The following is a 12,880-nucleotide window of genomic DNA, read 5'->3' as shown; positions in this document are numbered from 1 at the left end:
GTTCAATTGAAGAGCGACTAATGATCAAATGTTTATAGCAGAACCACCTCACTATCGATTTTTACCCAAAAAAAAGCCAACCACAAAATTGTGATTGGCTATCAATATGAACAAAATAGGTTCACTAACAACGTCAGTTGGCTAGGTGACCCTCGGCTTAATAAGGGTCACGATAGATATTGCAGTATGCGTGCCAACTTTTAAAATAAATATAACTATTTGATTTTAAAAGATTCGCATAAATATAAACCTATTCGCAATACAGTGAAACTCATATGTCATTCTTAAAATGCAAATGTTTTTATTTTGCAACGACTGACTCGACCTCATTACCACTGCGGGTGTGCTGCTGGAAGCTGTTCACATTGTCGAATGTCGTACTGGCGATCGATAATAAGGCTTCTTTAGTCAGAAATGCCTGATGGCCGGTAAACAGGACATTATGGCAAGCCGATAAACGGCGGAACACATCATCGGTAATCACAACATTGGATTTATCTTCAAAAAACAGTTCTTGTTCTTCTTCGTAAACATCCAGCCCCAGAGAGCCGATAACACCTTGTTTAAGTGCTTCAATCGCATCAAGTGCATTCAGTAATGCACCTCGGCTGGTATTGATGATCATCACGCCCTTTTTCATTTTAGCGAAAGCCTGAGCATCGAGCATGTGGTGATTTTCTTTGAAGAGCGGACAGTGCAGACTAATCACATCCGACGCTTGCAGTAGCGTATCTAAATCGACATATTCTGCCCCGAGCTCAAGTGCCGCAGGATTCTGATACGGATCATGCACCAATAATCGCATGCCGAATCCTTTCAAAATCCGCAGGGTCGCCACACCGATTTTTCCGGTTCCGATAATGCCGGCTGTTTTACCATGCATGTTGAACCCGACTAATCCGTCGAGTGAAAAATTGGCATCGCGGGTACGTTGATAGGCTTTATGAATGCGCCGATTCAGTGTCATCATTAAACCGACGGTATGCTCAGCCACCGCTTCAGGCGAGTATGCCGGTACACGCACCACGGTAATGTGGTACTTTTTGGCGGCTGCCAGATCAACATTGTTATACCCCGCGCAGCGCATTGCCAATAATTGGGTGCCATTTTCAGCTAAGGTCTGTAGCACCTGCTCCGACAGATCATCATTTACAAATGCGCAGACAACCGGGCTGTTATGCGCGAGTCTGGCGGTTTTTTGGTCTAACCGGACTTCGTAAAACTCAAGCTCGAATCCGTATGCCTGATTGGCCTGGGTAAAATACGCCTGATCATAAGCTTTCGAGCTAAATACTGATATTTTCATCACTTCATTCCTCAGACTGAACAATAAAATAAACGGCAGCGACTGTTATTATGTTGCATTCATGTTGACTATTTTGCTGTCCGCTCTGGTTTTATACCGAAATCATGAAATTATTACTAGTTGCTCTTTACAGTGTAAAACATCGTTGTAAGATCTGGTCTCCTTTCTCTTTTAATGGTTATTAGCATGATTGCCTGTTATGAGTCCTATAAAGCCGGGCTCTTTCATCCTTCTCAATGGTTACGGAATATTAGCGCGGGTGTCATTGTCGGTGTGGTCGCTTTACCCCTGGCAATGGCGTTTGCAATTGCATCAGGTGTGAAACCGGAGCAGGGTCTGTACACGGCTATCGTTGCCGGCATACTCGTTTCGTTGTTCGGTGGTTCCCGCATTCAAATCGCAGGGCCGACTGGTGCTTTCATCGTGTTATTGTCCGGCGTGGTCCATGACTACGGTATCAGTGGCTTACAAATTGCTACCATGATGGCAGGTGTTTTTCTGCTGCTGTTGGGCATTACCAAGCTTGGCAGCATCATTCGGTTTATTCCTGATCCGGTGATTATTGGCTTTACCAGCGGTATCGGGGTCATTATCTGGGTCGGACAATGGCAGGAGTTCTTCGGTTTACCGCAAATTCATGGTGAACACTTTCATCAGAAGCTGCTGTCCATCTATCACGCTTTCCCTCAGTTAGACTGGCAAACAACCGGGCTGGCTCTGCTGTCTTTGGTGATTGTCATTTACGGACCGAAGATCCCGAAACTGACCAAAGTCCCCGGTCCGTTGCTGGCACTGGTCGTCGCAACGCTGTTACAGAATACGCTACATCTCGACAGTATCCGTACCATCGGGACAGCATTTGGCGGCATCCCTCAGGGGTTACCATCAGTGACGCTGCCACAAGCAAGTCTTGCGGACTTGATTCCGTTGATCGGCCCTGCATTTGCGATTGCAATGCTAGGGGCAATCGAGTCACTTTTATCTGCGGTGGTTGCAGACGGAATGACTGGGACACGGCATAATTCAAATCAAGAGTTAATTGGTCAGGGTATCGCGAATATGGTGTCTCCCCTGTTCGGTGGCATTGCTGCAACAGGAGCGATTGCCCGGACAGCGACCAATATCCGTAACGGTGGCAATAGTCCGCTGGCAGGCCTTGTCCATACCGCCACCCTCATTATCATCCTGCTCCTGCTCGCCCCGCTGGCGGTCAATATCCCACTTGCAGCCCTGAGTGCAATTTTGTTCGTGGTCGCGTGGAATATGAGTGAAGTCCGGCACTTTCTCAAACTACTGAAACGGGCCCCGAGAGCGGATGTCCTCATTCTACTGATTACATTCTTCCTGACGGTTTTTGCCGATCTGGTTGTGGCTGTCAATATCGGGGTCATTATTGCCGTTTTGCACTTTGTTAAACGCATGGCGACGAGTGTTGAAGTCAAAGCCAGTACCAATGTTGAACTGGCTGATGAACTGGCACATCAAGGCATCACACAATTACCGCTTGAACTGGCAGTTTATGCGTTGGAAGGACCATTTTTCTTTGCCGCTGCGGATGCCTTTGAACGTGTCATGCACAGTATCCCGGACAAGCCCCAAATTCTGATATTACGACTGAAATGGGTGCCGTTTATGGATATGACTGGCTTACAGACACTGGAAGAGATGGTTCAGGATTTCAGACGCCGGAATATCCGAGTGATGATCTCCGGCGCCAACGCCCGAGTCACTTATAAATTACAAAAAGTCGGCATCATACAACAGATTGGTGAAGATTATTATTTCGCTGAATTTCAAACAGCGCTACACACCGCATTGCAAATGATTGAATCTGCATCACAGCCATCAACAGGAGCATAACGTTTACCAGGTTTCAGAGGTAAGACTTCAGGACATACCACCTGAAGTCTCTCTGCTCACTGAAAAGATCAGGAAGATTCAGGTTCGGCCAGAGCAACGAGCTGAGGTTTATAGACCCCTTCAAAAGAGAGCAAGCGGATTTCGATTGTTCCGCCGAAGAATTCCAGTTCAACGCGAGGATCCTGACTATCCTTCAGTTGCGAATCGAACGTTTCAAAGAGGTCAGCCATAAAATTCCTGACCGCCTGCTCGGAATATTCCGAATAATTTTTTTTCATGTTTATACCTGCCAACGTTTTTGTGAACTGATCGTGTCGCCAGTTTCATAATGAATGATATATGTGAATTCGATACTCATCACATATATCAAGATAAGCCAAGGCGCAAAACTCTAGAGGTTTCGTTTTTCAAATGAGAGTATTTTTATATTTTAAAGTCACAATGGTCAACCGCTCACAATGTGTTTTTGGTCCCCTTCATGTTCATTCTGAGGCTATCAATCACAAATATATGAACTTTAAATGACAATCAAATTGATATGTCACGATGCTGCATCGGTAAAATGAGTTTGTCATGGGCTCAATGGCTGTGCGCTTTGCTCATTGTTTATCGATCATCTTGTTTATCGATCATCGTTTATGTTGACGCATTTGAATGAGCCGGCGCTCGCCTGACTCAACTCGGTTTTTACCTCTGCCTTTCGCGGTATACAGAGCCATATCAGCACGCTCTATCATCTGGTCGATACTTTCATTATCCTGACGTGTCACCACTCCGAAGCTACATGTGCAACGTTTTACTACACCAAAATCATAATTCATAAATAACTGGCGTATATTTTCTGCCAGAATACGTACGCCATAGTGATCCGTTTCAGGACATACCACCAGAAACTCTTCGCCTCCCCAGCGGCCGGGAATATCGGTCGTCCTCACATGTTGTTTTAATAGTTCGGCAATCTTCCATAACACTTCATCACCGGCCTGATGACCGAAGGTGTCGTTGACCACTTTAAAATCATCGATATCAAACATAATTATCGATAAAGGATTATTATGACGATCCGCTCGGGATACTTCTCTCTCCAGTGTTTCGTCTAATTTCAGGCGGTTATGCATCCCGGTCAGCCGATCAGTGACAGACAGCACTTCAAGATACTTGCGGTCCGTAATATTCTGCTCCACAGTGGTATATCCAATCAGACGTTTATTGATGTCGTAAGTCGGTTCAATATAAGCGAGTACCCAATATACTTCACCAGTTTTACTGAGCTTTTTGATCTCTCCGCTCCAGGATTTCTCTGCCAGAATATTATCTTTTATATCAGCAGGAAGGTATTTAGATATATCCGGGTGACAAAGTCGATAATATGACTGACCTTGTAGTTCTTCGTCAGTATATCCAGAGACCTGACAAAAAGCCTCAGACACAGATTCAAGATGATCGTCTAAATCCGCAGTAGCATGAATCACATAATTGTCGATAATTGTATTTGCTACCAATAACTTATTAATTGTCTTCTGAGATTTAAAATACATAGAGAAAATATAATAGCCAAAGAAAACAAAGAAAATAAAGAAACCGCCAATCATCACAATATGATGATCATGGATGGATTTTTTTAAAGCCTCTAAATGTTTCTTTTCAATATAATAGATAATTTTCAACGGATAGTGGGGGAACTGGCGTTCTGCATCGCTGACATAAAATCTCGTGCCACGGAGCTTACCATTTTTTTCCACAGTTAATAATGTATCAAAGGCCCCAAATTCGTGGTCATCAATAAATGTTCCTGAGGTTTCTGCACTGATCTTTTTCCAGACTTGAAGATGGTCAATTGGCATTTTAATTTGATATTTCAACTGATATTTTTTCTCGAGTGAACGATCCGAAGCAATTTTAAACCATTGCCCCATATTATTTGAAATCCAGAGGTTTTCATTAATATTATACATACGACTCAATAGATTATCGACTTTATAGCTAACAATCAGTATTCCTTTCAGGCTTTTATTTTTCGATATATTTTCTACCTTCTCACCAAGTACCAACACGGGTACATCATTAATTGCGTTGACACTTTCTTTCATATCGATACTAAGTGGTGAGATAAATATTTTCTTACGAGGGAATGCCATAATATCTTTAAAATAAGACATTTTGCTGATATTAGTTAGATTCTTTTCCTGAGCAATTGAGACTCGTCTTGCCCTATAACTAATTTTAATTTGTTCTTGTCCAGAGAAATCAACCCACTTCACTTCTGTATAAACTCGACGAGATTGAATAAAAGTGCGCCATAGTGATGCGATTTTTTCAGCTTTCAGATGCCCGGGTTGATCGAACTCTGCCGCCATGAGTGTCTTTTCAAAGAAGTTCATATCACTCACACGCCATCTGAGTGCGTTTTCAAGCGCTTTTCTAGCACTGAATATTTGGTTACTTGCATTGTTCATCATGGTCGTATCGACTTTATGTAACTCGACCCGATAAAGCATTGATAACAATAATAAAAACGTACCTACCAGTAGGCTATAAAACAAAAATAGTTTCGGAAATTTTCTGGTCAGTATCACTTTAGAGCTTCCATCAGAATAAACTTTTATGGATCACTATCCATCACTTCCTAGCCCCAGAACTTAGAATTATTTTAGTATAGACAGCTTTAGTATAAATTAAGTATGGAGCATCGTTACGATAACGCAATATCTGATTGATTTTCCGAGCAGACTGACCAGCCGTACGGATGCTCTACTCCGGGAGTTCAGCCTCACTGATCACAAGCTCTGACATTTTATCAACCATCGCCTGTGAAAATATCGTTTTACGCTCGGTTTCCCACACCGGTGAGGCGATACTGACCAACACCAAACCTAAACCAACGCAGAGTGAGACTGGAAAGGATTCTTCCAGAGACAGTGACGTCCCAGCAGTGGTAATCGACTGAGCCAAAAGTGATACATGCCCAAGTCCTAACTGACTTAACAGTTGCTCATCATTCATCAGGTATTGCAACATATGCCGCGATTCCCCGATTAATATTTCTACCGATGAAATGACATGTGTTGCCAAAGAGATATTGGTTTCAATACTTAGCGCGCCCAGCCCTAATGTCAGAATTTGGGGATGCCGATGACGGAAGTAGTCACCAGAGAGTAAAGTCATAAGATGCTTCCGATACTCCGGTAACACCAAATAAGTGTTGTGATTGTAATTTTTGACGTAGGCTGTGATGCCCAATTCCACACATAGCACCAGTGGATCACAGGCGGGTAGCGTGAGATGTTCAGGTGGTCGCTGATGCTTTCGATGATACAGCAGTGACAAGAATTCCCACCATTCATTCGGAGATAAGATCGTGATATCAACCTTATCGGAGACGTACTTCAGCGGAATCTCCCGTGCTGCTTGTTGTGAAGAAAGTGCCGGCCAATATATGGGTGAGTGTTTCCAGTAAATTGGACGCTTTCGAGGTTTCTCAGTGACGCATGCGGATGTTTCAGTATCCAAATCGAATTCATTGATCATCATCATTCCCAATACAAAGTGTCATTCAATCATTTAGCGCTGCAACCAAGCTGAAAAAAAGCCCTCAAATTGAGGGCAAAGCAACAACCGGAATAGACAGACAAGAGAATGTCGTCATCATCCGATCCAGCATGGGTTTCACGTAAAACGGGTGTGGATCTCCCCATCATAGGAAATAGCAATTGAATATTTTATTGATTCAAATGCGTAGATTATGGAGTGACTTCATAAAAAGTGTATTTAAGGCTATTGGCAGAAAAGCCATCATGTTATCCTGTTAAGTCATTGTTTATTCAGCATGTAATGCAGGCTTGCCTTTCTACATAACATGCTCATTTGAGGATATTATTGATCGCATATGAGTAAAAAACAAGTTTCATTGCCGCCTTTTGACTATCTTGCTGGGAAGCAGGTCACAGAAAAGCTATGCAACATACTAAACGCCAAGAGTACGCGCGCTCTGTCCGAGCAACTCAATGTTCCGACATCGACTTTCGCGACATGGCATAAACGAAATGTCTGCCCTTATGAGCTGGCAATCAGATTACATTTACACAAGGGGATTTCTTTAAAGTGGCTACTACTCGATGAAGGTGATCCTTACCCGAATGCTGCCGCTCATGAATATCATGTCAATGATGAACCAAAACGTCTGGTACATATTGATTTGTTTGCGTTGAAGAATGGGCAACTCAATCATCGAGGGACGATGACGTTGGATCAGTTCTTTTTAGATGAATTGGAGATTTCCAATGTCATTGCTGTCCGCGACGGGGATATGACTTATCTGGTTGATCAGGAAGCCACCCGAGCAGTCAGCGGAACTTATCTGCTCAATGTTGATGGCCTATTGTCAATTAATGCACTGCAACGTCTACCGGGTAAACAGCTGGCACTGAATTTTGATGGGTCCGCTTTGACGGTCAACGAATCCGACGTCAAAGTCGCCGGACAAGTGGTCTTATTTATGTCCCGGAGACAATCTCTGACCGAGGATGAGACGTGACATCGTTTAGTGCCCGGTTGCTGAGTCACTCTCGGTGAAGTAAATATCGGGGTGCCAGATGTGCATCAATCTTTCAGGATGTTCAACTTGAACAAAACCATATTGAGCATAAAGGCCATGCGCATCTTTTGTCGTGAGTAGTATACGCCGTAGCCCCTGCAAGTCGGGGGCCTCAAGGATCGTTGCCACCAGCCATTTACTCAACCCTTTCCCGCGATGCGCCTCCAGAATAAACACATCCGCCAGATAAGCGAAAGTCGCTTGATCCGTAATTACTCTGGCAAAACCAACCTGCTCTCCGGAATCTAAATACACCCCAAAGCAAAAGGCATTTTCAATCGCTTTGTGAAGGACGGACTCCGGAATATTCTCAGCCCAGTAACTTGTTGATAAATAAGAATAGATAACATCAAAATCCAGTTTCTTTTTATCTGCGCTGATATAATACCCCTTCATGATCACCTCCCTGAAAAAACATCAGACAACAACGCACTGACGCTTCTGCGGAGAAGCGCTCACACGTGAGAAAATATCAATATATCATCTCATTCTCTGACTGAAGATCAAGGACGAACAATCAAGCGAATCACACCATTTCTGGTGAGAAAACTTTGTCGCCGATCGCAGAACATGTTTGCATATGAAATAAATTTAACCCGATACTACGTCCCTCCGACAATCGATGGTATTCTGATTCGCACTGTTTGTTCAGCATGGATAACAGGCTTGCCCTTCTGTTTTCATGCTCAATTGAGTTCATTATTGATCGCATATGAATAAAAAACAAGTTTTATTACCCACAATTGACTATCAGTTAGGTAAGCAAGTAACTGATAGAATCAGAGAAGTCTTAGATATCAAGAGTGTACGGGCTTTGGCAGAAAATGCAGAGGTCTCTTATTCAACCATTACAACTTGGCATCAGCGTAATAGTTGCCCATTTGATCTGGCTATCCGGTCTCATTTGCATAAAGGTGTTTCTTTAAAGTGGCTGTTGTTGGGAGAAGGGACGCCCTATCCAAATGCGGCAACTCATGCCTATCAGGGAGACAATGATGAGGTCAAAAAGCTGATTGATATTGATCTCTTTTGGCTAAAAAATGGCAAGTTGGCTCAGGATGGGTCGATAACACTGGAGCAGTTCTTGTTGGATGAATTATCCATCACCAATGTGATTGCGATTCGTGAAGAAGATCATATCTATATTGTCGATCAGGAGGCACAACAAGCGGTTTCCGGGAGTTATCTCATCGATTTCGATGGCCTGTATTCAGTCAACGATATTCAGCGATTACCCGAAAAGCAATTGGCCATTGATTTTAAAGGTTCGCCATTGGTTGTCGCTGAGCATACGCTGAAAATATCAGGGAGGGTCGTACTACGCATGTCTCGCGGGTAAATACACAAACAGACTCATCACAGACGAAGCGGTCAATGAATCAGCATATGAGCTCGGACCGCTCACCTCACTGATTTTAACGATTGGATTTCAACGATTGGCTTTCAATCACGGCAGCCAAATGCCATGGCTGCCGTCCATTTGCTTGCGGTGTTCGACAAGAATCAGGTGTGTTTTTTCGTGCAAAACCACAACTTGCTCAAGCCTGCTTTTCCACCGTCGGCATTCCTTCCGGAATAGTATCCCAACTCAATTGTTCACTCGTCCATATATGGCGTGATGGTGCGAACAGCGTATCGTCGGCCAATCCGGCTGGTTTCAGTTTTAATTTGATGGCATCCGGTAGCGCCGGATCCACATGATAAATGCGCACACCACAATCAGGGCAGAATTTAGCAACATTAGTATTGCCACTCTCTGCTACTCGATGCCACTCTTTCATTTCCCCGGAGAAACGAATATTTTCAGCAGAGACCAGTGCTGTGACACTAAAAGGCGCACTAGACAACTTTTGGCATTCTTGACAATGACAAGCGATCACTTTTTGCGGTGCCGCAAGTAATTCGTAAGTGACCTGACCACATTGACAGGCACCATGGATAGGAAATTCCATCTTAAATTGCTCCTCGATTGATGTATGTTTTCCGGCACAGACGTACACATTGAAGCACGCACGTGATCGATACCAAACCATCATCGCAGAACAATACATTTGACTCAATGACTTGATGGGCGGTTCCCCTTAAAACCAACTGAGCAGGCACAACCTCTGAAGTTATGCACCGCAACCAAAAAAATTAAAAAAAATGCTTTACCTCAAGTTAACTTGAGGTTTTATATTTCCTTATGAGTTAGCAGTAATGAATAACGAGACGTATTGATGCCAAACTCAATCATAGCGTTGGCGATAAATTCTCAAAATAAGATAAGGAGTTCATGATGATTCATTTAGAACACGTTAATCTGGTTGTCCGGAAAGATGATATTTCTGCCATGCTGAAATTTTATCAGGCGGCTTTTCCACACTGGCATATCAGAGATCAAGGCGTGTCAGAATGGTATGGTAAACCGCGGACATGGCTCCACTTTGGCGATGATTACCAGTATCTGGCAATCAGTGACAATGGCGAAGGGGAAAACCGGGATTTGACAGGCCATCAGGTTGGGTTGGCACATTTTGCTTATATCACCAATAATCTTGACGCTGTCATTGCTCGCCTGACGGATGCCGGATTCGAAATTGCAAAAGACGGCGCAGCGCACCCACACCGGAAAAATATCTACTTTATCGACCCGGCAGGATTTGAAGTCGAATTTGTTGAGTATATGAGTGACATTGTCAGCGAAAGAAACAGTACGATTTAATCCGCGTTATCACTGATAATATATTCAACTTATTGCTAGGCAATTTATCGTAAACAGGCTTTAGTAAACAGGCTGGCAATATCACGATTTAGACATCGATTTTTCAGTTAAAAAAGATCTCTATGTGCAGAGATCTTTTTCATGGTGCCGTTTCGTGATCTGTCACCCCATCATATTGGCCAGTTTTTAAAACTCAAACTGATAACAAGTCGTGTGATGATATGTTTCACCCGGTTGCAGAATACAGCTAGGTTGCTGCCATTCAGAATGGTTGGGGGAATCCGGTAAGAACTGCGTTTCTAAAGCAATCCCCGCATATTGAGAATAGACATGATCACCACGTCCCGGTGTTCCTGTCAGCCAGTTACCGGTATAAAGCTGGATAGCCGGCATTGTGGTGGTGACATGCATCTGAATTCGCTCATCAGCACTGGTTAATGATGCCACCGGGCTTGACACATCACGCTCAGCTCGGAATAAGTAGGCATGGTCGTAGCCTTGTGCGGTCATTTGCTGTTGATCCTGCATTAAATCGGATCGCACTTGTTTGGTACGCCGAAAATCAAAACCGGTGTCAGTCACATCTTGTAGCGGCCCCAACGGAATCCCTGCATCACTAATCGGTAAAAACGCATCTGCATCTAACCAGAGAGAATGGTCGAGACAAGAATTTCCCTGATCGGCACCGTGCAGATTAAAATAAGCGTGATTAGTCAGACTAACGGGGGTTGGTCGATCCGTTGTCGCATGATATTCAATCAACACCTGATCGGCTTCCGTCACGGTATACGTCACCGAGACCTCTAAGTCACCGGGGAACCCCATCTCACCATCCGGAGACGTGGTAGAAAACCGGACTTGGTTTTCTGTCTGCTCCGCAACATCCCAGCGACGATTATGAAACGCATGTTTGCCGCTATGCAGGCAATTGCCATTTTCATTCGCATCAAGCGCATATTGTTTGCCATCAAGTGTGAAACTGGCATTGGCAATCCGGTTGGCGTAAGGCCCGATCGTCATCCCTAAATAGCTTGTCTGGGTCAGCAATGTCTGTTCAGAATCGACCCCCAGCAGCATTTCCCGCATGTCACCCTGACCGAGAGGTAGCTGGCAACTGAGCCAAGTGGCTCCCATTGGGGCAAGTTCAAGACGCATGCCTCGCGAATTTTGCAAAACAACCGCGTCTTTCCATTGCCTTTGATTCTCTGCCGATGCTTGTTCGGCAAATGATTTCTGCATTATTATGTCCTCATGATTCGGAAATCAGACCTGCCCCTTGTGTCGCTTGGCAGACATAGATAGATGCTTGCAAACCAGTCGCGGCTTGATACTGCGTCTCAACGGCTGTCCGGACTCTTTCCACGAATGCAGGCGGCACTAACGCGACCACACATCCACCGAAACCACCACCAGTCATCCTGACACCACCCTGTTCGCCGATCTCCGTTTTTATCAAATCAACCAGTATATCGATTTCTGGTACTGTTATTTCAAAATCATCCCGCATTGAAATATGGGATTGAGCCATCAGTTCAGCAACTGTGTGGATATCACCGACAGCAAGGGCTTGCGCTGCTTTACAAGTCCGGTCATTTTCAGTAATCACATGCCGGGCTCTTCGGGCAACCACTTCATCCAGCTCACTGAACCGTGCGTTGAGCTGTTCCAGCGTCACATCCCGCAACGCTTTGACGCCAAACTGACGCGCTGCTGCTTCGCACTGTTCACGACGCGTATTATATTCGCTGTCAACCAAGCCTCGCTGTTTATTTGAATTGATGATCATAACAACCATCTCGGTGGGGAGCGATACCGCCTGAGTCGTTAAGTCCCGGCAGTCAATCAACAAGGCGTGATGTTCATGTCCTTCCGACGAGATCAATTGATCCATAATTCCACAGTTGCAGCCGACGAACTCATTTTCTGCCTGTTGTGCGTTCAACGCAATCTCTTGCTGGCTAATTTCAAGGTTCAGTAACACTTTAAATGCTTGTCCAATCACGACTTCCAGCGCAGCGGAAGAACTTAACCCTGCGCCTTGGGGGACATTACCACTGACCGTCATATCCAGACCACCCAGTGAATAGCCGCGTTCAATTAAGCACTTTACAACGCCACGGATATAATTCGCCCACATTTTGTCGGGCTGAAATTCGATCGGTGCATTGAGATCAAATTCATCGACAGCATTCTGGTAATCACAAGCGACCACCCGAATACGTGTATCCTGACGTTTCGCCGCTGCGACAACCGTCTGATAATTAATCGCACAAGGCAAGACAAACCCATCGTTGTAATCGGTATGTTCACCAATCAAATTGACGCGACCGGGCGCCTGAATCAGATGACTCGGTTGATATCCGAAAATTTCGGAGAATGATGTTTTTACATGTTGAGTTAGATTCGACATCTTGTT

At 44.4% G+C, this 12,880-nt stretch carries 12 protein-coding genes; 4 read left to right on the top strand and 8 right to left on the bottom strand.

Going from position 1 to position 12,880, the window contains the following annotated elements; genetic code table 11:
* Positions 1-301 precede the first annotated feature (301 nt).
* Complete coding sequence (locus OCU60_RS19355) at positions 302-1,309, bottom strand: 2-hydroxyacid dehydrogenase (protein WP_306345715.1); 1,008 nt, start codon at positions 1,307-1,309, stop codon at positions 302-304.
* A 183-nt stretch (positions 1,310-1,492) separates the two neighbouring features.
* Between OCU60_RS19355 and OCU60_RS19350 the strand changes: the two genes are divergently transcribed.
* Entirely contained in the window at positions 1,493-3,166 is a 1,674-nt protein-coding gene (locus tag OCU60_RS19350) for a SulP family inorganic anion transporter (RefSeq protein ID WP_074371219.1), read from the top strand.
* Between the two features lie 68 nt (positions 3,167-3,234).
* Here the strand turns inward: OCU60_RS19350 and OCU60_RS19345 are convergent, their stop codons facing one another.
* From OCU60_RS19345 to OCU60_RS19335, 3 genes are all read right to left on the bottom strand, one after another.
* Positions 3,235-3,444, bottom strand: a complete 210-nt coding sequence (locus OCU60_RS19345; protein WP_074371220.1) for a hypothetical protein — start codon at positions 3,442-3,444, stop codon at positions 3,235-3,237.
* Between the two features lie 351 nt (positions 3,445-3,795).
* Positions 3,796-5,622: a sensor domain-containing diguanylate cyclase gene (locus tag OCU60_RS19340; RefSeq protein ID WP_449361638.1), complete on the bottom strand. Its 1,827-nt coding sequence runs from the start codon at positions 5,620-5,622 to the stop codon at positions 3,796-3,798.
* 295 nt (positions 5,623-5,917) lie between these two features.
* The gene (locus tag OCU60_RS19335; RefSeq protein WP_159439429.1) at positions 5,918-6,676 is read right to left on the bottom strand and encodes a hypothetical protein; all 759 of its coding nucleotides are present in this window, start codon (positions 6,674-6,676) and stop codon (positions 5,918-5,920) included.
* A gap of 376 nt (positions 6,677-7,052) precedes the next feature.
* On the opposite strand from OCU60_RS19335, the gene OCU60_RS19330 reads away from it, so the two are divergent.
* On the top strand, positions 7,053-7,700 hold the full coding sequence (locus tag OCU60_RS19330; RefSeq protein ID WP_074371223.1) for a phage repressor protein CI: 648 nt from the start codon (positions 7,053-7,055) through the stop codon (positions 7,698-7,700).
* 6 nt (positions 7,701-7,706) lie between these two features.
* Here OCU60_RS19330 and OCU60_RS19325 read toward each other — a convergent pair whose 3' ends face one another.
* Positions 7,707-8,156 carry a GNAT family N-acetyltransferase gene (locus OCU60_RS19325; RefSeq protein WP_074371224.1) on the bottom strand — a complete coding sequence of 150 codons (450 nt, stop codon included), beginning with the start codon at positions 8,154-8,156 and terminating at the stop codon, positions 7,707-7,709.
* A 316-nt stretch (positions 8,157-8,472) separates the two neighbouring features.
* Here OCU60_RS19325 and OCU60_RS19320 point away from each other — a divergent pair, with 316 nt between their 5' ends.
* Positions 8,473-9,099 (top strand): helix-turn-helix domain-containing protein, encoded by a 627-nt coding sequence (locus OCU60_RS19320; RefSeq protein ID WP_074371225.1) that lies wholly within the window; start codon positions 8,473-8,475, stop codon positions 9,097-9,099.
* A gap of 199 nt (positions 9,100-9,298) precedes the next feature.
* Here OCU60_RS19320 and OCU60_RS19315 read toward each other — a convergent pair whose 3' ends face one another.
* A complete protein-coding gene (locus OCU60_RS19315; protein ID WP_074371226.1) occupies positions 9,299-9,712 on the bottom strand; it encodes a GFA family protein in 414 nt (137 codons plus the stop codon).
* A 326-nt stretch (positions 9,713-10,038) separates the two neighbouring features.
* Here OCU60_RS19315 and OCU60_RS19310 point away from each other — a divergent pair, with 326 nt between their 5' ends.
* Complete coding sequence (locus OCU60_RS19310; protein WP_074371227.1) at positions 10,039-10,464, top strand: VOC family protein; 426 nt, start codon at positions 10,039-10,041, stop codon at positions 10,462-10,464.
* 186 nt (positions 10,465-10,650) lie between these two features.
* Here OCU60_RS19310 and galM read toward each other — a convergent pair whose 3' ends face one another.
* Both galM and galK read right to left on the bottom strand, forming a co-directional pair.
* Positions 10,651-11,703, bottom strand: a complete 1,053-nt coding sequence (gene galM / locus OCU60_RS19305) for a galactose-1-epimerase (protein WP_074371228.1) — start codon at positions 11,701-11,703, stop codon at positions 10,651-10,653.
* A 10-nt stretch (positions 11,704-11,713) separates the two neighbouring features.
* Positions 11,714-12,874: a galactokinase gene (gene galK, locus OCU60_RS19300; RefSeq protein ID WP_074371229.1), complete on the bottom strand. Its 1,161-nt coding sequence runs from the start codon at positions 12,872-12,874 to the stop codon at positions 11,714-11,716.
* Positions 12,875-12,880 lie beyond the last annotated feature (6 nt).

Source organism: Vibrio spartinae, assembly GCF_024347135.1.
Classification (GTDB): domain Bacteria; phylum Pseudomonadota; class Gammaproteobacteria; order Enterobacterales; family Vibrionaceae; genus Vibrio; species Vibrio spartinae.
Note: the sequence above shows the minus strand (reverse complement) of the source record. Positions and strands in the feature narration are given on the sequence as shown.